Here is a 20,033-nt window from a genome sequence, read left to right as displayed (position 1 = left end):
TGGCTCACCTCCTGGGGAGCAGCAAAGAACGGTGCCATTCATGGAAAACCGGAAGGACGGCACGAAGGACGCGGAAGGCTGTTGTTCCTCCGCTTACCGTGCCGATCCGGACGAGCTCGTGCTCCGGAGCGTCGACGACCACACGTACGGCCGCGACCGGGCGTGGCCCGGTCTCCAGAGCGGTGCGGAGCGTCGTGGCGGACTCCATGTCCACCCCGACGGCTCCAGTGGTGCGCAGTTCGGCCCGTTCCTGGCCGCGTACCACATGGTCCGAACCGGTCAGCGGACCGGTGTGGACCGTGTGTCCGGGCAGTGCCCGGGACAACGCCTCGGAGAGTTCCGCGGAGCCGGTGCAGGGCGTGATGCCCCGCTGGTCCCTCGTCTCGTCGGCGACGATCAGGTCGCCCGGGCTCATGCCCGGGACGAGACCGGCGCAGAAGCCGGACGCGATGACCGCCGCGTCCCTGTGCCGGTCGTCGCCGAGCGCGTTCCTCACGGCGCGCTCGGCGTTGGCCGGGCCCATGCCCGTGCGCAGCACGGTCACGGGCCCCGCGGGCTCGCCGCGCCTGCCACGCAGCGCGAACCGCTCGATGCCGAGCGCGCAGGCGATCAGCAGCGAGGGATGCGTTCCCCGGGGCTCGGCCCCTGCGGCGTCGGCCATCAACTGCCCTGGAGCGCTCGGCCGGCGAACGGCTCCCCGTGCACGTAGCGGCCGAGGGCCGTCAGCGGGAAGACCTGCCGGTAGAGGTGGTAGTTGATGGAGAAGTCCCACGGGAAGCCGGTGCCGGTGAAGAACGGCTCGTCCCACGATCCGTCCTCGCGCTGCGTCGCGGCGAGGAATCCGATGCCGCGCTCGACGGCCGTGCTGTCCCGCTCCCCCGCGGCGAGCAGCGCGAGCAGCGCCCACCCGGTCTGGGACGCGGTGGAGTCGCCCTGCCCGATCCACTTCTCGTCGGTGTAGGAGCGCTGGTCCTCGCCCCACCCGCCGTCCTCGTTCTGCACGGACTCGAGCCAGGTCACCGCGCGCCGCACGGCCGGGTGCGAGGTGGGCAGCCCAGCGGCGGTCAGCGCGGGCACCACACTCCCGGTGCCGTACAGGTAGTTGGTGCCCCAGCGGCCGAACCAGCCGCCGAACGTCTCCTGTTCGGCCAGCAGCCACTCCACACCGCGCCGCGTGGCGGGGTGGTGGCTCCTGCCCTCGTACGCCAGCATCTCCACGACGTGCGCGGTGACATCCGCCGACGGCGGGTCGATGACCTCGCCGAAGTCGCAGAACGGCAGCCTGTTGGGGAACGGGCTCATGTTGTCGGCGTCGAACGCGGCCCAGGCGCCGTTCTTCGACTGCATGCCCAGCGTCCAGCGGGCGCCGCGTGAGACCGCGTCCTCGACCCTGGCCGCGTCCGGGTGGTTGACCCGGCGCAGCGCCAGGATGACCTCTGCGGTGTCGTCGATGTCCGGGTAGTTGTCGTTGTGGAATTCGAACGCCCAGCCGCCGGGGGCCAGCGACGGCCTGCGCACGGCCCAGTCGCCCGGACGGGCGATCTCCTCACGCACCATCCAGTCGGCCGCCTTGACGAGCGCGGGGTGGTCGGCGTCCAGGCCGGCGTCGGCGAGCGCGACGGTGGCGAGGCAGGTGTCCCACACCGGGGACTGGCACGCCTCGATCATCCGGGCGCCGTCCTCGCGCCACACGGCGAACCGGTCGAGCGAGGCGAGGCCCGCGCTCATGACCGGGTGCTCCAGGTCGTAGCCGAGCAGGTGCAGCGCCATCAGCGAGTAGACGGCGGGCGGCTGGATGCCTCCCCAGCAGCCGTCGTTCTCCTGGCGTTCGATGATCCAGCGGGACGCGGCGCGCATCGCGGCGCGTCGCAGCTTGCGCGGCGCCACCTTGCGGTACGCGTGCAGGCCCTTGTCGAGGCGCTGGAAGAAGCCGTCCCAACTGGCGGCCGCCGCGAGGGGCTTGGCGGGGTTGGGGTCGGCGGCGTCGGTGTGCAGCTCGTCCAGCGCGAAGGGCGCGGGACGTACCGGGCGGAACGCGCCCACCACCGTCAGCGGCACGATGGTCTGGCGGGCCCAGCACCCGAAGTCGTAGACGTTGAGGGGAAGCCACTTGGGGAAGAAGATGACCTCGGGCGGCATCTCCGGCAGGTCCTCCCACTTCCACCAGCCGAAGAGGGCCAGCCAGATGCGTGTGAAGACCCGGCTCTCGGCGATGCCGCCGTGTGCGCGCACCCACTGCGCGGCGCGCGCCATGTGTTCCGCTTCGGGTCTGTCGCCCGCGAGCCGCAGGGCGACGTACGCCTCGATGGTGGCGGAGAGTTCACCGGGGCCGCCGTGGAACGTGGCCCAGGTGCCGTCGGCGCGCTGCTCGCCGCGGATGAAGAGTGCGGCGGCCTCGGTGGTGTGCGCGTCGCGGATGCCGAGGAACTGACGCAGCAGCAGGTCCTCGGCGTCCATCGTCACGTTGGTCTCGAGGTCGCCCTTCCACCAGCCGGCCTCGTCCTGGCGGCCGAGCAGGTGCTCGATGCCGAGCCGGGTGGCACGCTCGGCGGCCTCTCGTACATCTCCGGCCGTGGCGGTGTCGGCCGGTACGCCCGCCGAAACGGCCTGGGACCTCATCGCCCCGGCGCTTCCGTCGGTCGTCGCTGTCATAACTTCCCCTCCGTGCAGTGGTGCATCTGCTGTGCTGGGGTCTTTGCCGCCCGTGCCCGTGCCTGTGGCGGGCACGGGCGGCGACTGCTCAGGTCAACCCCCAGAAAGGGCAGGTATGCGAATCGTGATCATCTCTCTCGTACGACGACGAAGTCGGCGAGCGCCACGAACTGCGCCCGGACTTCTTCCTGCATGTCCACTCCCGCCAGGGCCTCCACCGCGACGGCGTGCTGCCGGCGAGCCTCCTGGGAGGTCCATTCCCGGCCGCCGGACTCTTCGATCAGCGCTGCGCGAGTGGCGAATTCTTCCTCGGAGAAGGTCTCGAAATCATTGCTTTTCGCGTCGGCGGCGAGGAGTTCGCCCAGCCGGCGCGACGCGGCGTTGTCCGCCGCGAGTGCGGCGACGACCGGAAGGGACTTCTTCCGCTGCCTCAGGTCGCTCCATGTCTGCTTCCCCGTGGAGCCGGGATCACCCCAGATGCCGAGCAGGTCGTCCACCGCCTGGAAGGCCAGGCCCAGGTGGTGGCCGTACGACTCGAGCAGGTCGGCGGTGCGGTCGTCGGCGCCGCCGAGCACCGCACCGATGGACGAGGCGCAGGCGAGCAGGGCGCCCGTCTTGTTGCCCTCCATCGTCAGGCACTCCTCGACGGTGACGCTCTCGCGGTGCTCGAAGGAGATGTCCTGCGCCTGGCCGTCGATCAGTTTGCGTGTGGCGCTGGTCAGGCGGCGCGTCGCACGGCCCGCTTCGGCCGTGCCGAGCTCCAGCAGGACCTCGTTGGCGAGCGCGAACAGCGCGTCGCCCACGAGGATGGCCTGCGCGGGGCCGTGTACCTTCCACACCGTGTCGCGGTGCCTGCGCTGTTCGTCGCCGTCCATCAGGTCGTCGTGCAGCAGCGAGAAGTTGTGCACGAGTTCCACGGCGACGGCGCCGGGCACACCCTGCTCGGGCGCCGCGCCGGCCGCCTCGGCCGACAGGAGCGCGAGCGCGGGGCGCACGGCCTTGCCGCCGTCGCCCGCCGCGGGGTTGCCCGCCGCGTCGATCCACCCGAAGTGGTACGCCGATACGGTGTCCATCGGCGGCGCCAGCCGGTCCACGGCCGCGCGCAGCACCGGGGCCGCAAGGCTCCGCCCGCGGTCGAGCAGCGCGTTGACGTCCGCGGTGTCGACAGCCATGTCTGCCGGGGGCACAGTCGGCACGGTCTCTCCTCTAGTTCCAGTACTCGTAGGTGCAGTACCCAGGCTCATGCCGCCTCCTCCAAAAAATTCTCGTGGGGACGGCCGAGGTCGGTCAGGGCGGCGCCCGCGGCGCTCATGCCGCTGCGCACCGCGCCCTCCATGGTCGCGGGCCAGCCTGTGGCGGTCCACGAACCGGCCAGGTAGAGCCCGGGCAGGTCGGTGCGTGCCGCTGGGCGCAGCCGCCCCACACCCGGCGCGGGGGCGAAGGTCGCCGTGCGTTCCCGGGTGACGAAGAAGTCCCGTACGCCGGCGCCGCGCGCGGCGGGCAGCAGCCGTTCGAGTTCGGGAAGGTAGCGCTCCCTCAGTCGCGCCACGGGGGTGTCGATCTCGTCCTGCGCGGCCGACTGGGACACGGCGAGGTACTGGCCGTCCGTCAGTCCCGAGGCGCCGGTCCTGTCGAACACCCACTGGACGGGTGAGCCGAGCGCGGCGAAGAACGGCCTGCGCAGCACCTTGCGGTCGTAGACCACGTGGACGTTGAGGATGGGCGCGGTGTCGATGCCGAGGAGGCGGCCGGGTTCGGCGAGCGCGCCCTCGGGCAGCAGCGCGTGCGCCTCGCGCTGCGCGACCGCGAGCACGACGGTGTCCGCCTCGACGCTCTCCTCGCCGAGGCGGACGAGCCAGCGTCCGCCCTCGGAGCGCGTCAGGTCCGTGACGCGGGTGCCCACTTCGGTGCGTACGCCGGCGGCGGCGAGCGCCTTGCCGGCGAGCGTGTCGTGGAGTTCGCCGAGCGGTACGCGCGCCCAGCCGATGTCCGCGGCGCCGGGCTCGCTCAGCAGTCCGGTCTTGAACACCTTGGCCGCGAGCGCCAGCGAGCTCTGCGCGGCCCTGGCGTTGAGCGTGGCCACACCGACGAGGTCCCAGAGGGCTTCCACCGTGCGCGGCGACTGGCCGTGCGCGCCGAGCCAGGTGGCGAAGTCCACACCGTCCAGGGCCGGGTCGTCGGGGTCGAGCTTCTTCAGGGCGAGCGCGGCGCGCCCCACGGACGCCCGCTCCGCGAGCGAGAGGTGCGGGTACGCGGCGAGGCCCGCGGCCAGGTGCAGCGGCACGGGCAGCGCGTTGCGGCGCAGCCTGCCCAGCCGCGGCTCGGCGCCGCCGACGTCGAGTACGGGCACGTCGAGCCGGTCCTGCAGGGGCGCGAGCTCCGTGCCCTCGACCCGGTCGAGGAACCAGCGGTAGGCGGTGCAGCAGCGCAGGTACACGTGCTGGCCGTTGTCGACGCTCAGTCCGCCGCGCCGGAAGGAGAAGGCGAGGCCGCCCAGTCGTGGGCGGCCTTCGACGAGCGTGACGCGCAGTCCCGCGTCGGCCAGCCCGAGGGCGGCGGTGATGCCCGCGAGCCCGCCGCCGACCACGACGGCTTGGCCGGGCTGTGGATCGTCGGCCGTCGTCATCCGGGCTCCCCTCGTACGGTCACGCGCAGGAAGGACGCGGCCGGGTGCGCGGGGGTTGCCGTGCGGGTGAGGCGCTGGGCATACGGGCGCGAGCCATCGGCGATGTGCCGCATCAGCCGCGCCCCCTGCTGGTCCGTCGTGAGATGTGGCGGGCGTCGAGACCCGAGAGCCCGCGCACGGCAACATACGCCTTCTCACGTCCCGGAAGTGACACCCGCCCCCTCAGTACCGCTTCCGGGTCGCGTTCGATCCGGTCGAGCAGGCGCCGGTAGATGCCCGCCATGGCGGCGACGCACGCTCCGCTGCGGCGGTCGAGCAGCGGCAGCAGCCGGTAGCCCTCGGCGAAGAGCGTGCGCGCGCGGCGCGCCTCGAAGTGCACGAGTCCCGCGAAGTCGGAGCCCGCCGGGGGCGTGGAGCTGTGGAAACCGTCCGCGCAGCCGAATTTGGCGAGGTCCTCGGCGGGGAGGTACGTGCGGCCGTTGCCGGCGTCCTCCCGTACGTCCCTGAGGATGTTCGTGAGTTGCAGGGCGAGGCCGAGCGTGTCCGCGTACTCGAAGGCGCGTTCGGAGCGCAGCGCGGCGCCGGAGTCGAACACACCGAGCGAGAGCCGCCCGATGGCGCCGGCGACACAACGGCAGTAGACGCGCAGTTCGTCCCATGTCTCGTAGGTCTCGCCGTGCACGTCCATCAGGACGCCGTCGATGAGCTCGTCGAGTGCGTCGATGGGGATCGGGAAGCGGCGTGCCGTGTCGCTGAGGGCCACGGCGACGGGGTCGGTGTCGTCCTCCTCGACGGCGTTCTTGCGCACCCGGTCGAGGAGGACGCGCGTCTCCTTCAGCCTGGCCTCTTTCGTCGCGGTGTCGAGCGTCCCGTCACCGATGTCGTCGACCCGGCGGGAGAGTGCGTACAGCGCGGACATGGCCTGCCGTTTGCCGGCGGGCAGCAGTCTGATGCCGTAGGCGAAATTACGGGCCTGCTGCCCGGTCACGGCCTCGCAGTACCGATAGGCCGCCTGTACCGGCGCGGACATGGGTGTCTGTCCCTCCACGTTCCGGCTCACCCCTCTCTGTGCGCACTTCGCAAGACAGCGCCCACCTCGCGCAGCAGCCGCGCCTTGGTGGGTTTGGGCGGTCCGGGGAGCACATCGTGCCCGGCGGCCGCGATCGAAGCGAGGGCGGCGCGCCCTCCGGCCACGAATCCGGCGAGCAGCAGCCGGAGTCTGCCGTGGACGCTACCCACCAGGGGGACGCCCTGCTCCAGCAGGTCCCGCGCGCGCTCGGCCTCGAACGCGATCAGCGTACGCACCGAGGCGTTCGCCGTCGCGGCGGCGAGGTCCTGCTCGCCGACCAGGAACCGCTTCATGTCCTCGGCCGGCAGGTACACGCGGTCCCTGCCCAGGTCCTCCGCGACGTCCTGGAGGTGTTCGACGATCTGGAGCGCGGTGCACACGGCGTCGGAGCGCCGCACGCGCTCGGGTGTCGCGGTGCCGGTGATCGCCAGCACGAGGCGGCCCACCGGGTTGGCCGAGAGCTCGCAGTAGGCGAGCAGGTCGTCGTAGGTCTCGTACCGCCGCACGAGCTGGTCCTGGCGGTTGGCGCCGATGAGGCCGAGGAACGGCTCGGGCGTCAGGGAGCAGCGCCGCACGGTCGGTACCAGGGCGCGCAGCAGCGGGTGCCCCGGGCCGGGGCCCGCCGGGTCGAACACCTTGTGCAGGTCGGCCTCGAACGCGTCGAGCATGGCGACGCGGTCGCCGGCGCGTGCCGGGTCCACGCCGAGGTGGCGGGCGTCGGCGCCGCCGGGCGCGAGGTCGCCGTCGCCGATGTCGTCGACGAGTCGGGAGAAGCCGTACACGGCCATGAGGTCGTCGCGCCATGCGCGCGGCAGGAAAAACGGGGCTACGGGGAAATTCTCGTCCGCGGCCTTGTCCAGCGTGTCGCGCGAGGAGGCGTCGGTTCGCCCCTGCCGGGTAGCCATCACTGCGGAGTTCCCAATCGGGGGACGGCGTAATCCTCGCAGAGCCGGAGATTTTCCGTCATATCCGTCATATCTCCCGTTCTACACTGCCGACCGAATACATCCCATTTCGGACACGCCGCCCGCCCTCCCGAGCAATGACCACTGGGGCAGGTGAGGTACTCAGGGGGAATCACCCCACTTGCCGCTAATTCAGAACCCGCACAGCTTACGTTGTACAACGGCAAGAGGCGCGCGGGGGGTGTTGCGCGCATTACAACAACGCTGCGATCCGCCCAACACTTCCCCTGGGCAGCGGAATTGACCCGTCCTTGACGTTGCACCGCGGCCGCGCCCGCACTGTGCGGCCCGGCTACTTGCCGCTCTCCTTCTCGTAGGCGCGCAGCACCTCTTCGGTGGGCCCGTCCATCAGCAGCTCCCCCTTCTCCAGCCACAGCACCCGGTCGCAGGTGTCCCTGATCGACTTGTTGCTGTGGCTGACGAGGAACACGGTGCCGGCCTCCTTGCGGAGTTCCCTGATGCGTTCCTCGGAGCGGACCCGGAACTTCTGGTCGCCGGTGGCGAGAGCCTCGTCGATCATCAGCACATCGTGGTTCTTCGCCGCCGCGATGGAGAAGCGGAGCCGTGCCGCCATACCGGAGGAGTAGGTACGCATCGGAAGGGTGATGAAGTCGCCCTTCTCATTGATGCCGGAAAAGTCCACGATCTCCTGGTACCGCTCCTTGACCTCTTCCCGGGACATGCCCATGGCCAGGCCGCCGAGGATCACATTGCGCTCGCCCGTGAGGTCGTTCATGAGGGCCGCGTTCACGCCGAGCAGCGACGGCTGGCCGTCGGTGTAGACCCTGCCCTTCTCCGCGGGCAGCAGCCCCGCGATCGCGCGCAGCAGCGTGGACTTGCCCGAACCGTTCGAACCGATGAGCCCGATGGCCTCGCCGCGGTACGCGGTGAACGTGACACCGCGCACGGCGTGCACCTTGCGCACCCCGCGGGACTCGCCGCCGCCGCGGCGCATGATCCGGCTCAGGGCCGCCGTCGCGCTGCCCTTGCCCCGGCTGCCGCCGTTCACGCGGTACACGATGTGGACGTCATCGGCGATGACGGTGGGGATGCGGTCGCCCGCTTCCGGCTTGTCCAGAGAGATGTCAGCCACGACCGTACTGCTCCTCAGCCTTCCAGAAGTAAATGTAGCCCGCGACGCCCAGGAGCAGCGCCCACGCCAGGGCGAACAGCCAGACGTGCGCCGGCAGGTTCTCAGCACCGTATCCGCGGATCAGCGCGTAGCGCATCAGGTCCATGTAGATGGCCAGCGGGTTGTGCTGCAGTGCGATCTTGATCCAGTCCGGCTTGCCCTGGAGCATGACGGGGATCGAGTACATGACGCCCGACGCGTACATCCACGTCCGCATCACGAACGGCGTCAGCTGCGCGAGGTCGGGCGTCTTGCTGCCCAGCCGTGCCATCACCATCGTGATGCCGACGTTGAAGGTGAACTGGATGGCCAGCACGGGCACCACCAGGACCCAGCGCGGCGACGGATAGCTGCCGAACACGAGCGCCGTGGCCACGAGGATGACCATCGAGTACAGCAGCTGCTGGAGCTGCTGGATCGCGATCGACACCGGAAGCGCGGCCCGCGGGAAGTGCAGCGCCCGCACCAGACCGAGGTTGCCGGAGATCGCCCGTACGCCGGCCGTCACGGAGCTCTGCGTGAACGTGAAGATGAAGACGCCGGTCACGAGGAAGGGGACGAAGACGTCGTGGGGGATGCCTCGCCTCGTGCCGAGGAGGATGCCGAAGACGAGGTAGTAGACGCACGCGTTGAGCAGCGGCGTCGCCACCTGCCACACCTGGCCCAGTTTCGCCTGGCTGTACTGCGCGGTCAGCTTCGCCGTGCTGAACGCCACGATGAAGTGGCGCCTCCCCCACAGCAGGCGCGTGTACGTGGCGAGCCCGGGCCTCGCACCGCTCACCGAGAGGCCGTACCGCGCGGCGAGCTCCGCCGGGACCGGCCCGTCGCCGAGGGACGGCGTCGCGCCCGTCATGGTCGCACCGCCTTCCGCTTTCCCGGCCCGGGGCCGGCCGCCCCCGTCGCCTTCCGCACTTGCCACCGCGTTCCGTACTCCCGTGTCCGTCGGGCGCTGCCCGCTTCGTCCGGCGCCTGCCCGCCGCGCCGGGTGCTCACGCTCCAAGGATGCGTTATCGCAGCCGGCTCGACGCGAGGACCGACACCAGGTGGAGCAGTGTCTGCACCACGGCGACGGCGGCGAGCACCGCGACGCCGAGCCGGGTGAAGAACAGGTCCCCACCGGCCGGCACGCACAGGTCGAGGATCGCCATGAGCAGGATGAACAGGCCGGCCTCGATGCCGCCCACCAGCCGGTGGAACCCGAGCGCCGCGGCGGCCCGCCTGGCGAGCGCGAGCCGCGTCGAGCGGGGCGCGGACGCCTCGTCCCCGGCGGCGGCGAGTCCGCCGCGCTGCCTGGCCACGTCCACCAGATCGGTCTCGGCCTTGATCAGGATCGCGCCGAGCGCGGTCAGCGTGCCGAGGAAGGCCCACAGCCACCCCGCCGCGGGTCCCGCCTGGTGGAACACGTCGGCACCGCGCAGGCCGAAGCCGACGAGGAGGGACGCCTCGCACAGGTAGTGGCCGATCCTGTCGAGGTAGACGCCGGTGACGGACGTCTGGCCGCGCCACCTGGCGACCTCGCCGTCGACGCAGTCGAGCAGCAGGTAGACCTGGAAGAGCACCACCGCGCCCGCCGCGCCCAGAATCCCGGGCACCAGGAGCACGGCGCCGCCCGCGACGCCCGCCACCACCATGAGGCAGGTGAGCTGGTTGGGCGAGACGCGCGTGTTGACCAGGTACGGGTCGAGGCGGAGCGAGACCTCGCGCATGTACAGGCGCCCAGCCCAGTGCTCGCCGCTGCGCCGGTCCTTCACCCCCTCCGGGTGGACGACCGGACGCAGTTCAGCCGCGGATGGTCTTGGCATGGTCGGCGTAGGCGTCCCTGATCCGGTCGGCGGACAGGTCGAGGTGTTCGAGGATCGTGAACCGCCCCGGCCTCGTCTGCGGCGCGTACTCCACGGCCCGCACGAACTCGTCCACCGTGAAGCCGATCTCCTCGGGCAGCACCGGCAGCCCGTGGCGGCTCAGCACGCGGGCGAACGCCTGCGCCTCCTCGCGCGCGCCCCGCAGGTGCATGGCGAAGGCCGCGCCCATGCCGACCTGCTCGCCGTGGAGCGCGCGGCGCTTCGGGTAGAGCAGGTCGAAGGCGTGGCTGATCTCGTGGCAGGCCCCCGATGAGGGCCTGGTGTCGCCGCTGATGGACATGGCGATGCCGGTGAGGACGAGCGCCTCGGCGAGCACGGTCAGGAAGTCGTCGTCCGCCACGCCGCCGGGGTGGCGCAGCACCGCCTCGCCCGCCTGCCTGGCCATGGCGGCGGCGAGCCCGTCGACCGGCTCGCCTGTGACGGTGCGGGACAGCTCCCAGTCCGCGAGGGACGACAGGTTGGAGATCGCGTCGCCGATGCCGGAGCGCACGAAGCGCGCGGGCGCCTCGCGGATCACGTCGAGGTCGATGACGACCGCTATCGGGGTGGGCACGCCGTAGGAGCCGCGGCCGTTGTCGTTGTCGAGCGTGGCGACCGGCGAGCAGAGCCCGTCGTGCGAAAGGTTGGTGGCGACGGCGGCCATGGGCAGGCCGACGCGGGCCGCCGCGTACTTGGTGACGTCGATGATCTTGCCGCCGCCGAGGCCGACCACGGCGTCGTAGCGGCGGCCCTTGATGCCGTCGGCGAGCCGCACGGCCGAGTCGATCGTGCCGTCCGCGACCTCGTACCAGTCGGCGCCCGGCAGCGCGGGCTCGAGGCGGGCGCGCAGTACCTGGCCCGAGCCGCCGCTGATGGCGAACGCGAGCCGGCCCGAAGCGGAGATCCGCTGGTCGGCGAGGAGGGCGGCGAGCCCGTCGAGCGCCCCGCGGCTGATGTCGACGACCAGCGGGGAGGGAATCAGCCGCGTCAGTACCGGCACGCGATCGTCCGTCCCTTCGCGAGGTCCTCGTGGTTGTCGATCTCGACCCAGGGGATGTCGCCGATGGGCGAGACGTGCACGGTGGCCCCGCGGTCGACGAGCTCCTGGTAGCCGTCCTCGTAGTAGAGCTGCGGGTCACGCTCCCAGGTGGCCTTCAGGGCGTCCGCGAGGTCGTCGGCCGCCTCCGGCTCGATCAGCGTGACCCCGATGTACTCGCCCGTCGCCTCCGCGGGGTCCATCAGCTTGGTGATCCTGCGGACGCCGGCCGAGGGGCCGTCGCAGACGACCTTCATCTCCTCGTCCGCCAGGTCCTTGACCGTGTCGAGGGCCAGGATGATGCGGCGTCCTGAGCCGCGCGCCTTCAGCAGGTCCTGCTCGACGGAGACGGGGTGGACCGTGTCGCCGTTGGCGAGGATCACGCCCTGCTTGATGATGTCGCGGGCGCACCACAGGGAGTAGGCGTTGTTCCACTCCTCGGCCTTGTCGTTGTCGACAAGGGTGATGCGCAGGCCGTAGCGGGACTCCAGCTCCGCCCTGCGCGCGTACACGGCCTCCTTGCGGTAGCCGACGACGACGGCCACCTCGGTGAGGCCGACGGCGGCGAAGTTGCCGAGCGCGATGTCGAGCACCGTGGTGGTGCCCGCGCCCTCGGGGTCCACGGGCACGAGGGCCTTCGGAAGGGTGTCCGTGTACGGGCGCAGGCGCCGTCCGGCGCCGGCTGCGAGTACGAGGCCGATCATGCCGTCTCTCCTTCGTCGTGTACGGCCGGGGCCGACGAGGACACCCAGAACCGGATGGACTCGAACAGCGCGACCAGGGCCACGGCCACCGCCAGGGCCGTCAGCGCCACGGTGAGGTCGGTGTGGCGGGTCACCAGGACCGCGGCGAGCGCGGCGACCACGAGCGTCCTCGTCTCGTGCCCGCCGAGCGTCAGCACCAGCCACCGCGGAGGTGCGCCCGTGCCGCCGCGGATGCGGTAGGTCGTGTCGTAGTGATGGTAGGCGACCGCGGCCACCAGCCCGAACGCCGCGGGCAACGCGCCGTCCACCCCGGAGCGTGCGGCGATCAGGAGGACCGTGCCGTACTCGGCGGCCCGGAAGACGGGCGCGACGAGCCAGTCGAGCGGGCCCTTCAGCGGCCGCGCGACGGCGAGGCCCGAGGCCACGACGTAGACGAGTGCGGCCACCACGATCCAGGGGCCGTCGATCCTCGCGCGGGCGGCGGTGCCCGCCAGGACGGCGCCGCCGGCGAGCGCGACGAGGAAGGGCAGCACCGACGGCAGGGCGCGGGCGGGGCGGCGCAGCGCGACGGCAACCGCGCGGGCGAGCGGGCCCGAGTCCGCCAGGTCGGCGAGGGCACGCGCGGCACGCTCGGTACGCACGGACCTGCGCATCACGGAGCGCAGCACGCGGCCGGCCGTGGTGTAGCAGGCGGCGAAGGCGCAGCCGATGAGCAGCGCGTAGAACGTGATGCGCGGGGTGGTCACGGCGGTGAGCACGGCGATCATGGCCCAGCGCTCGCCGATGGGCAGGACGATCATGCGGCGGACCCACACGGTCCAGCCGACGCTGTCGAGCCTGGTGGACAGGGCCGCGGTGGGCGTGCCGGCGACGGCCTTGCCCGAGGCTCCGCCGACCGCGCTGTCGACGTGGGCCTCGTTGAAGGAGAAGTCCACGACGTGCCGTGAGGTCTGCAGGACCATGGCGCCGAGTGCCAGGGCCCAGACGGCGTCGCCGCCGCGTGCGGCACCGAGCGCGAGGCCCGCGTAGTACGCGTACTCCTTCGCGCGGTCGAAGGTGGCGTCGAGCCAGGCGCCGAGCGTGGAGTACTGCAGCGAGTAGCGCGCGAGCTGGCCGTCGGTGCAGTCCAGCACGAACGAGCAGTACAGCAGGGCGCCCGCCGCGATGTAGCCGCCGCGGGTACCGGTGGCCGCGCAGGCCGCCGCGATCACCGCGGTGATCAGGGAGGCGGTGGTGACCTGGTTGGGCGTGAGGCCGCGCCGCGCGCACCACCGTGCGATGTAGCGGGAGTAGCTGGAGACGAAGAACGTGGTGAAGAAGCCGTCCCTCGCCTTGACCGCGGACCTGAGCCGCACGGCCTCGTCATCGACGGCCGCGACGGCGCGGCTCGCCTCGTCGCGCGCGGCGCCGTCCCCGGGGACGGCGGCGACCAGGGAGCCGAGTTCGGTGCGGTGCACGACGGCGCCTTCGGTCTCCAGTGAAGCGGCGACCCGGTCGGCCAGGGCGCCGGTGCGCGGGGCCGCAGCGAGCCCCGTGCCGCCGCCGGATCCCGGGCCGCTGTCCTCGTCACTGCGTCCGGCCGCATCGAGCGCGCGGACGAGGGAGGTGCGGGCCTCGGGCTTCGCCGTGACGGCGCCCGTGGTGGCGGAGAGCGGGAAGCGCGGGTCCGTCAGGGCGAGGCGCAGGGCATGGCGGTGGCCGACGAAACGGGCGTCGACCAGCGCGACCCGTTCGCGCGGGGGGGCGTCGGCGAGCAGCCGCCGCGCTTCGCCGGCGCCCGGGGCGGTGCGGACGTCGAAGCCCAGCGACCGGAGGTCGCCTTCGAGGGGCGAGCCGGGCACCGGGGCACCTGTGAGGATGGCGGTCGACAGACGGACTCACTCCTTGGCACGGGGAGATCGGGGTGCGCGGGCCGCTGCACGTCGGCAGAGGTTATCGGATGAACCGGAGAGCGAGTTCACCGACCGTTCACCCTCAGGCCCCGCGGCCTGCCGGACCGTGGCCGGCGGCACGGCGGGCAGGGCCCGGTCCTTCGCCCGGGCCACCGGCCCGGGGGCCGTTAGGGTGACGCCATGACGTGGCTGATCGCAGGCGGAGCGGGGTACATCGGCGCGCACGTGGTGCGCTCCATGGCGGCGGCCGGCGAGCGCGCCGTGGTGCTGGACGACCTGTCGACGGGTGTCGCGCGGCGGCTGCCGGCGGACGTGCCGCTGGTGCGCGGCTCGGTGGCCGACAGGGCCCTGGTGGACCGGGCGCTCGCGGAGCACGAGGTGACGGGCGTGGTGCACCTGGCGGCGAAGAAGCAGGTCGGCGAGTCGGTCGAGCAGCCGCTTCGGTACTACCGGGAGAACGTGGCGGGCCTGACGACGCTGCTGGAGGCCGTGGTGGCGGCGGGCGTGCGCGCCTTCCTCTTCTCCTCGTCCGCCGCGGTGTACGGCAACCCGGACACCGGCCTGATCACCGAGCGGACGCCGGCGGAGCCGATCAACCCGTACGGCGAGACGAAGCTGGCCGGCGAGTGGCTGGTGCGCTCGGCGGGGCGGGCCCACGGCCTGGCCACGGCGTGCCTGCGCTACTTCAACGTGGCGGGTGCGGCGGAGCCCGCCCTGTGCGACACCGGCGTGTTCAACATCGTGCCGATGTTCTTCGACCGGATCACCCGCGGCGAGGCCCCGCGCATCTTCGGCGCCGACTACCCGACGCCCGACGGGACCTGCGTCCGGGACTACATCCACGTGGCCGACCTGGCCGAGGCGCACGTCGTGGTGGCGCGCGCGCTCGCGGAGCGTGGCGGTGGGGACCTGACCGTCAACATCGGGCGCGGTGAGGGCGTCTCCGTGCGGGAGATGGCGGCGGTGGTCGCCGAGGTGACGGGGGACGCCACCGAGCCCGTGGTCGAGGCGCGCCGCCCCGGGGACTCGCCGAAGGCCGTCGCCTCGGTCGGGCTGATCGCCTCGGAACTCGGCTGGACGGCGTCGCGCGGCGTGCGCGAGATGGTGCGATCCGCCTGGGAGGGATGGTGCTCGCAGCACCCGCCGACGCCGGTCGGATGATCTTCCCGTCGTCCTGACCTGCGAACGTTTCCGCAGGTCAGATGAGATGACAACGGTGTTCAACGTCGTGTTGCCGGGTGCACGCTCCCCGTAGTTCACTGACGTGGTCGGCAGGGTGCCGCGACGTCGGGGAGGTGGCCCATGGGGGCAGGGCACGATCACGGGCACAGCCACGCTCCGCCGGGCGGGACCGTCACCGCCGGGTACCTGGGCAGGCTGCGCATCGCCCTGGCCATCACACTGACCGTGACGGCCGTCGAGATCGCCGGCGGGGTGGCGTCCGGGTCGCTCGCCCTGATCGCCGACGCGGGCCACATGGCGACGGACGCGCTGGGTCTCGGCATGGGCCTGCTGGCGATCCACTTCGCGGCGCGGCCCGCGGGCGGGAACCGCACCTTCGGGTACGCGCGTGCGGAGATCCTCGCCGCGCTCGCCAACTGCCTGCTGCTGCTCGGGGTGGGCGCGTTCCTGCTGTACGAGGCGTTCCAGCGGTTCATCGAGCCGCCGGAGACGAAGGGCGGGCTCACCATCGCCTTCGCGGTGGTCGGCCTCGTGGCCAACGCCGTCTCCCTGTCCCTGCTGATGCGGGGACAGCGCGACAGCCTCAATGTGCGCGGTGCCTACCTGGAGGTGCTCGCGGACACGCTGGGCTCCTTCACCGTGCTGGTCTCGGCCGGGATCGTGCTGGGCACGGGGTGGCGGTACGCGGACCCGGCCGCGTCGCTGCTGATCGGCCTGATGATCGTGCCACGCACGGTGAAGCTCCTGCGGGAGACGCTCGAAGTGCTGCTGGAGGCGGCGCCGAAGGGCGTGGACATGACGGAGGTGCGGGCCCACATGCTGGCCATGCCGGGGGTGGCGGACGTGCACGACCTGCACGCCTGGACGATCACGTCGGGGATGCCGGTGCTCTCCGCGCACGTCGTGGTGGACCAGGAGGCTCTGGACGCGGCGGGCAACGAGAAGATCCTGCACGACCTCCAGGCCTGCCTCGGCCACCACTTCGACGTGGAGCACTGCACGTTCCAGCTGGAACCCGGCGGCCACGCCGAGCACGAGGCGGGACTCTGCCCCTGACGCGCCCGCGCGCATGGCCCCAGGCCGCGCACAGCCCCAGGCAGCGAATGGCCCCACATGAGGGTGACGCCTTGCACGCATGTGCGGATCGCGCACGGCGGCACGCCCGCGCGGGTGGTGTGCGCACGGCGCGCGCGCCCGCCCGCGCCTCCGCACACCGGGTTTCCGCCGCCGTGGCGGTGGTGTCCCCACCGGCAATCGTGGGAACGGATCATGCTCGCGCCCCCGAAGTGCAGACAGGGACCGCTTGTACGGCAGACTTGGGGGCCGAGGCCCGAAGCGAAGGACGGTTATGCCGACCACACCAGTCACCACGGCGAGCAGCGCGCAGGCAGACGCCCCTGAAACGATCATGCTGGAGCTGGTCGATGAGGACGGTCATACGATCGGCACCGCCGAGAAGCTCGCCGCGCACCGGGCGCCCGGGCAGTTGCACCGCGCCTTCTCCGTCTTCCTCTTCGACGAGCAGGGCCGCCTCCTGATCCAGCGCCGCGCGCTGTCCAAGTACCACTCCCCCGGCGTGTGGTCCAACACCTGCTGCGGCCACCCGTACCCGGGCGAGGCCCCGTTCGCGGCCGCCGCGCGCCGCACGCACGAGGAGCTCGGCGTCTCCCCCTCGCTCATGGCCGAGGCCGGCACGGTCAGGTACAACCACCCCGATCCCGCATCCGGCCTGGTGGAGCAGGAGTTCAACCACCTCTTCGTCGGGCTGGTCCAGGCGGCGGTGCGCCCGGACCCGGAGGAGATCTCCGAGTACGTGTTCGTCTCCCCCGCGGAGCTGGAGAAACGGTGCGCCGACGGCCCGTTCTCGGCCTGGTTCATGACCGTGCTCGACGCGGCGCGCCCGGCGATCAGGGAGCTGACGGGGGCGCAGTCGGGCTGGTGAGGGGCAGGGACGCCCAGACGACCTTTCCGCCGCCGGCGGTGTGCTCGACGTCGCAGGCACCGCCGGCCTCGCGGGAGAGCTCGCGCACGAGCAGCAGGCCGCGTCCGCCCGTTCTGGCCTGGTCCCGCTCCAGCGCCTTCGGCCGGTAGGGGTGGTTGTCCTCGACGGACACCTTGAGCCAGTCCGCGCCCACGGCGATCTCGACGGCGATCTCGGGCGAGAGCACGGCCGCGTGCCGCACGGCGTTGGTGACCAGCTCCGAGACGATGAGCAGCAGGGACTGCACCACGTCGCCGTCGGCGGGCACCGCCTGGCGCGCCAGCAGCTCGCGCACGGCGTGCCGCGCCCGCGGCACCGAGACGTCCACGGCGGGGGCCGTGAAGCGCCACACCCCTTCGTACGGCAGTGGCCGGACCGGAACACTCCCGCGGCTCTCCATACTGCGGCACCCACCCTCGCTTCGTTCCCCGTTGTTCGTCCCGAGTGTTGGCGTGGCTCGCGGCGCCCGGGCGCGCTGAACGCAAGTCAGCGGCTATCGGCGCTTTCCGACCGGGCCCGCACCGCAATGGAATGCGCGCGACCGCCCGTGACCACATCCTGTGCGTTTCCTGTCGATGTGCGGCCCGGCGCGGCAGGCACGGTCACGGGGCATACTCCGCCGCCTGTCGCGCCCTCGGCTGTCCGAGCCACCTGCCACAATGCAACCGCGGAACGGACACACAAGCGGAGCGTGACAGTGACGACGAGCGTGACAGCGACCAAGTCCATCGAAAGCAGGATCGCCGAGGAACTCGGCGTACGGGAGCGGCAGGTCAGGTCGGCCGTCGAGCTGCTCGACGGGGACTCCACGGTCCCGTTCATCGCGCGCTACCGCAAGGAAGCGACCGAGATGCTCGACGACGCGCAACTGCGGACGCTGGAAGAGCGGCTGCGGTACCTGCGCGAGCTGGAGGAACGGCGCACGGCCGTCCTGGAGTCCGTACGCGAGCAGGGCAAGCTGGACGAGGCGCTGGAGGCGCGGATCCGCTCGGCGGAGACCAAGGCGCGTCTCGAGGACATCTACCTGCCGTTCAAGCCGAAGCGGCGCACAAAGGCGGGGATCGCGCGCGAGGCCGGACTCACGCCGCTCGCGGAGGGCCTGCTGGCCGACCCGTCGAAGGAACCGGCCGCGGCGGCGGCCGCCTTCGTCGACGCGGACAAGGGCGTCGCGGACGCCTCGGCCGCGCTCGAGGGGGCGCGGGCCATCCTGACCGAGCGCTTCTCCGAGGACGCCGACCTGATCGGCGAGTTGCGCGAGCGCGTGTGGGGCCGCGGCAGGCTGGCCGCGAAGGTGCGGGACGGCAAGGAGGAGGCGGGGGCCAAGTTCGCCGACTACTTCGACTTCGCCGAACCGCTCACGCAACTGCCGTCGCACCGGGTGCTGGCGATGTTCCGCGGCGAGAAGGAAGAGGTCCTCGACCTCACCATGGAGCCGGAGGAGCCGTCCGCGGAGCCCGGTCCCTCGGCGTACGAGAACATGATCGCGCGGCGGTTCGGCGTCGCCGACAGGGGCAGGCCGGCCGACAAGTGGCTCGGTGACACGGTGCGCTGGGCCTGGCGCACCAGGATCCTCGTCCATCTCGGGATCGACCTGCGGCTGAGGCTGCGCACGGCCGCCGAGGACGAGGCGGTCCGTGTCTTCGCGTCGAACCTGCGGGATCTGCTGCTCGCCGCTCCCGCGGGCACGCGCGCGACGCTTGGCCTCGACCCGGGTTTTCGCACGGGCGTGAAGGTGGCCGTCGTCGACGCGACGGGCAAGGTGGTGGCCACGGACACCATTTACCCGCACGTCCCGGCCAACAAGTGGGACGCGGCGCTCGCCGCGCTCGCGAAGCTGGCGAAGCAGCACGCGGTCGAGCTGATCGCGATCGGCAACGGCACGGCGTCCCGGGAGACGGACAAGCTCGCCGCGGAACTGTGCGCGAAACACCCGGAGCTGGGGCTCACCAAGGTCATGGTGTCGGAGGCCGGCGCGTCGGTGTACTCGGCGTCCGCGTTCGCCTCGCAGGAGCTGCCGGGGATGGACGTGTCGCTGCGTGGCGCCGTCTCCATCGCGCGCAGGCTCCAGGACCCGCTGGCCGAGCTCGTGAAGATCGACCCGAAGTCGATCGGCGTCGGGCAGTACCAGCACGACCTGTCCGAGGTGAAGCTGTCGCGTTCGCTGGACGCGGTGGTGGAGGACTGCGTGAACGGCGTCGGTGTGGACGTCAACACGGCCTCCGCGCCGCTGCTTTCGCGGGTGTCGGGCATCGGCGCCGGCCTTGCGGAGAACATCGTCACCCACCGCGACACGCACGGGCCCTTCGCCTCGCGCAAAAGCCTCAAGGACGTGGCGCGGCTCGGTCCGAAGGCCTACGAGCAGTGCGCCGGGTTCCTCAGGATCCGCGGCGGCGACGACCCGCTGGACGCGTCGAGCGTGCACCCGGAGTCTTACCCGGTGGTGCGCTCCATGGTGAAGTCGGCGGGCAGCGAGGTCGCCACCCTGATCGGCAACACCTCGGTGCTCAGGTCGCTGAAGCCCGCCGACTTCGTGAACGACACGGTCGGCCTGCCGACCGTCACGGACATCCTGCGCGAGCTGGAGAAGCCGGGGCGCGACCCGCGGCCCGCGTTCAGGACGGCCACGTTCAAGGAGGGCGTCGAGAAGATCGGCGACCTGGCGGGCGGCATGGTGCTCGAGGGCGTGGTCACCAACGTCGCCGCGTTCGGCGCCTTCGTCGACGTCGGTGTCCACCAGGACGGCCTGGTGCACGTCTCGGCGATGTCCAGGACATTCGTGAAGGACCCGCGTGACGTCGTGAAGCCGGGCGACGTCGTCAAGGTCAAGGTGCTTGACGTGGACATCCCGCGCAAGCGGATCTCGCTGACGCTCCGGCTGGACGACGAGGCGGGCGCCGAGGCGGGCCGGCCGGGCGGCGGCGGCGGCGGCCTGGAGCGTGTACGCGGCGCCAAT

Annotated in this window: 17 protein-coding genes; 4 read left to right on the top strand and 13 right to left on the bottom strand. The window is 71.9% G+C overall.

Going from position 1 to position 20,033, the window contains the following annotated elements:
• Positions 1–4 precede the first annotated feature (4 nt).
• The 12 genes from JFN87_RS15440 to JFN87_RS15385 all read right to left on the bottom strand — a co-directional run bounded on the left by JFN87_RS15440 (position 5) and on the right by JFN87_RS15385 (position 13,896).
• Positions 5–661 (bottom strand): phosphorylase family protein, encoded by a 657-nt coding sequence (locus tag JFN87_RS15440; RefSeq protein WP_209340628.1) that lies wholly within the window; start codon positions 659–661, stop codon positions 5–7.
• On the bottom strand, positions 661–2,652 hold the full coding sequence (gene shc / locus JFN87_RS15435) for a squalene--hopene cyclase (RefSeq protein ID WP_209340627.1): 1,992 nt from the start codon (positions 2,650–2,652) through the stop codon (positions 661–663). Before shc ends, JFN87_RS15440 begins: the two co-directional genes overlap by 1 nt.
• A gap of 128 nt (positions 2,653–2,780) precedes the next feature.
• A complete protein-coding gene (locus JFN87_RS15430; protein ID WP_245179823.1) occupies positions 2,781–3,824 on the bottom strand; it encodes a polyprenyl synthetase family protein in 1,044 nt (347 codons plus the stop codon).
• Positions 3,825–3,892: 68 nt separating this feature from the next.
• Complete coding sequence (hpnE, locus tag JFN87_RS15425) at positions 3,893–5,278, bottom strand: hydroxysqualene dehydroxylase HpnE (RefSeq protein WP_209340625.1); 1,386 nt, start codon at positions 5,276–5,278, stop codon at positions 3,893–3,895.
• A 112-nt stretch (positions 5,279–5,390) separates the two neighbouring features.
• On the bottom strand, positions 5,391–6,308 hold the full coding sequence (gene hpnD / locus JFN87_RS15420; RefSeq protein ID WP_209340624.1) for a presqualene diphosphate synthase HpnD: 918 nt from the start codon (positions 6,306–6,308) through the stop codon (positions 5,391–5,393).
• A 26-nt stretch (positions 6,309–6,334) separates the two neighbouring features.
• Positions 6,335–7,255 carry a squalene synthase HpnC gene (gene hpnC / locus JFN87_RS15415; RefSeq protein ID WP_372449234.1) on the bottom strand — a complete coding sequence of 307 codons (921 nt, stop codon included), beginning with the start codon at positions 7,253–7,255 and terminating at the stop codon, positions 6,335–6,337.
• 349 nt (positions 7,256–7,604) lie between these two features.
• Entirely contained in the window at positions 7,605–8,396 is a 792-nt protein-coding gene (locus JFN87_RS15410; protein WP_372449235.1) for an ABC transporter ATP-binding protein, read from the bottom strand.
• 1 nt (position 8,397) lies between these two features.
• Positions 8,398–9,297 carry an ABC transporter permease gene (locus JFN87_RS15405; protein ID WP_209340622.1) on the bottom strand — a complete coding sequence of 300 codons (900 nt, stop codon included), beginning with the start codon at positions 9,295–9,297 and terminating at the stop codon, positions 8,398–8,400.
• A gap of 154 nt (positions 9,298–9,451) precedes the next feature.
• The gene (locus JFN87_RS15400) at positions 9,452–10,246 is read right to left on the bottom strand and encodes a CDP-alcohol phosphatidyltransferase family protein (RefSeq protein WP_209340621.1); all 795 of its coding nucleotides are present in this window, start codon (positions 10,244–10,246) and stop codon (positions 9,452–9,454) included.
• A complete protein-coding gene (locus tag JFN87_RS15395; protein ID WP_209340620.1) occupies positions 10,224–11,285 on the bottom strand; it encodes an iron-containing alcohol dehydrogenase family protein in 1,062 nt (353 codons plus the stop codon). Before JFN87_RS15395 ends, JFN87_RS15400 begins: the two co-directional genes overlap by 23 nt.
• The gene (locus tag JFN87_RS15390) at positions 11,273–12,025 is read right to left on the bottom strand and encodes a phosphocholine cytidylyltransferase family protein (RefSeq protein WP_209340619.1); all 753 of its coding nucleotides are present in this window, start codon (positions 12,023–12,025) and stop codon (positions 11,273–11,275) included. The genes JFN87_RS15395 and JFN87_RS15390 overlap by 13 nt, the downstream gene beginning before the upstream one ends.
• On the bottom strand, positions 12,022–13,896 hold the full coding sequence (locus JFN87_RS15385) for a DUF5941 domain-containing protein (RefSeq protein ID WP_209340643.1): 1,875 nt from the start codon (positions 13,894–13,896) through the stop codon (positions 12,022–12,024). The genes JFN87_RS15390 and JFN87_RS15385 overlap by 4 nt, the downstream gene beginning before the upstream one ends.
• 201 nt (positions 13,897–14,097) lie before the next feature.
• Here JFN87_RS15385 and galE point away from each other — a divergent pair, with 201 nt between their 5' ends.
• The 3 genes from galE to idi all read left to right on the top strand — a co-directional run bounded on the left by galE (position 14,098) and on the right by idi (position 17,041).
• Positions 14,098–15,078 (top strand): UDP-glucose 4-epimerase GalE, encoded by a 981-nt coding sequence (galE, locus tag JFN87_RS15380; protein WP_209340618.1) that lies wholly within the window; start codon positions 14,098–14,100, stop codon positions 15,076–15,078.
• Between the two features lie 141 nt (positions 15,079–15,219).
• Positions 15,220–16,155, top strand: coding sequence for a cation diffusion facilitator family transporter (locus JFN87_RS15375; RefSeq protein ID WP_209340617.1), 936 nt, complete (start codon positions 15,220–15,222; stop codon positions 16,153–16,155).
• Positions 16,156–16,447: 292 nt separating this feature from the next.
• Positions 16,448–17,041 carry an isopentenyl-diphosphate Delta-isomerase gene (gene idi / locus JFN87_RS15370; RefSeq protein WP_209340616.1) on the top strand — a complete coding sequence of 198 codons (594 nt, stop codon included), beginning with the start codon at positions 16,448–16,450 and terminating at the stop codon, positions 17,039–17,041.
• Here the strand turns inward: idi and JFN87_RS15365 are convergent.
• Positions 17,007–17,480: an ATP-binding protein gene (locus JFN87_RS15365; protein WP_209340615.1), complete on the bottom strand. Its 474-nt coding sequence runs from the start codon at positions 17,478–17,480 to the stop codon at positions 17,007–17,009. The two genes, idi and JFN87_RS15365, sit on opposite strands and share 35 nt — an antisense overlap.
• Before the next feature lie 309 nt (positions 17,481–17,789).
• Here JFN87_RS15365 and JFN87_RS15360 point away from each other — a divergent pair.
• On the top strand, positions 17,790–20,033 hold a 2,244-nt coding region (locus JFN87_RS15360), incomplete at its 3' end, for a Tex family protein (protein WP_209340614.1).

Source organism: Streptomyces montanisoli (assembly GCF_017813245.1).
GTDB lineage: Bacteria > Actinomycetota > Actinomycetes > Streptomycetales > Streptomycetaceae > Streptomyces > Streptomyces montanisoli.
The sequence above is the reverse complement of the archived record's forward strand: the minus strand, read 5'-3'. Positions and strand labels throughout refer to the sequence as shown.

Bases quoted from the DNA above. Each gene is read 5' to 3' on its own strand.
- shc (WP_209340627.1), bottom strand. From the start codon at position 2,652: ATGACAGCGACGACCGACGGAAGCGCCGGGGCGATGAGGTCCCAGGCC.
- JFN87_RS15400 (WP_209340621.1), bottom strand. From the start codon at position 10,246: ATGCCAAGACCATCCGCGGCTGAACTGCGTCCGGTCGTCCACCCGGAG.
- JFN87_RS15365 (WP_209340615.1), bottom strand. From the start codon at position 17,480: ATGGAGAGCCGCGGGAGTGTTCCGGTCCGGCCACTGCCGTACGAAGGG.
- JFN87_RS15405 (WP_209340622.1), bottom strand. From the start codon at position 9,297: ATGACGGGCGCGACGCCGTCCCTCGGCGACGGGCCGGTCCCGGCGGAG.
- hpnD (WP_209340624.1), bottom strand. From the start codon at position 6,308: ATGTCCGCGCCGGTACAGGCGGCCTATCGGTACTGCGAGGCCGTGACC.
- JFN87_RS15375 (WP_209340617.1), top strand. From the start codon at position 15,220: ATGGGGGCAGGGCACGATCACGGGCACAGCCACGCTCCGCCGGGCGGG.
- JFN87_RS15440 (WP_209340628.1), bottom strand. From the start codon at position 661: ATGGCCGACGCCGCAGGGGCCGAGCCCCGGGGAACGCATCCCTCGCTG.
- hpnE (WP_209340625.1), bottom strand. From the start codon at position 5,278: ATGACGACGGCCGACGATCCACAGCCCGGCCAAGCCGTCGTGGTCGGC.
- idi (WP_209340616.1), top strand. From the start codon at position 16,448: ATGCCGACCACACCAGTCACCACGGCGAGCAGCGCGCAGGCAGACGCC.
- JFN87_RS15430 (WP_245179823.1), bottom strand. From the start codon at position 3,824: ATGGCTGTCGACACCGCGGACGTCAACGCGCTGCTCGACCGCGGGCGG.
- JFN87_RS15390 (WP_209340619.1), bottom strand. From the start codon at position 12,025: ATGATCGGCCTCGTACTCGCAGCCGGCGCCGGACGGCGCCTGCGCCCG.
- galE (WP_209340618.1), top strand. From the start codon at position 14,098: ATGACGTGGCTGATCGCAGGCGGAGCGGGGTACATCGGCGCGCACGTG.